This is a genomic window from Paenibacillus roseus, assembly GCF_016424485.1.
GTDB classification, from domain to species: Bacteria; Bacillota; Bacilli; order Paenibacillales; family Paenibacillaceae; genus Paenibacillus_D; species Paenibacillus_D roseus.
This window is the reverse complement of record NZ_JAELUP010000091.1, coordinates 392-1226: the sequence shown is the minus strand read 5'-3', so window position 1 is coordinate 1226 and position 835 is coordinate 392. Positions and strand designations below refer to the sequence as shown.

Annotated in this window: 1 protein-coding gene; it reads right to left on the bottom strand. The window is 23.1% G+C overall.

Annotated features, from left to right (window positions below; all coding sequences use genetic code 11):
* On the bottom strand, positions 1–806 hold an 806-nt coding region (locus tag JFN88_RS16260; protein WP_199020319.1), incomplete at its 3' end, for a hypothetical protein.
* Positions 807–835 lie beyond the last annotated feature (29 nt).

Genomic DNA, 835 nt, shown 5'->3' with positions numbered 1-835 from the left:
ATAGATTGATTTAAAAATGACGTGTTTGATAATAAATTTTGACGTTTATTAATACCTAATATATAATGATCAAAGATAAATGAGATTTTTTCAAATAAAAATTCCTTTGTTGTATCAAGGAAATTAAAAAATCCTATATCTTCATTTATATTTCCTATTCGAAGTATAAAATTTGCTGTTTCAGTACGAAATAAATTATTTGTATCAAAAAAATTTTTAGCTTGAGTTACTCCATTTTGATCGTCAGTGACATTTACATCTGGAATATTATGCTCGTGCATCGTATCATGTAATATTTTTTTGTATAATCCATCAATTGACGTATTAATTAAATGCTCTTTATTAAAAACATTAAGAATTTCATTATCTTCAAAAAAAGTATAAGTTTCAGTTTCTATAAAATATTCATAAGTAAATGTTGCATGTTCGTATACTTCTCCAAATATTTCATAACGATCTAATGCACGTTCTTTAATAGGATTAGATTCTACATAATTTGATGGTAGATCGTAATTTTTATTCTTTTTAAATTTATATTGTTTTTCAATCATTTGAATTTGTGGATTTAAACTTTCAACTTGTTCTTCAAAGATATTATCATCATAAACAGACCTTGGTGTCTTTAAAGGAGAAACCAATGTTGGATTTGTTGTAGCTAAATCTTTTTGTTCTGTTTTTAATACAGAATAAAATTGTCCTTTTGTTTTGTCAAAATTGTCTAATTTTATTAACTTAGATAATTCTAAATTTTCTAATATTTTTTTTAAACTTGAAAACTTATGTTCTCTTAAAAAAAGTTCTGTCATTAAGTGATTTCTAAAATAATTTTGACTAT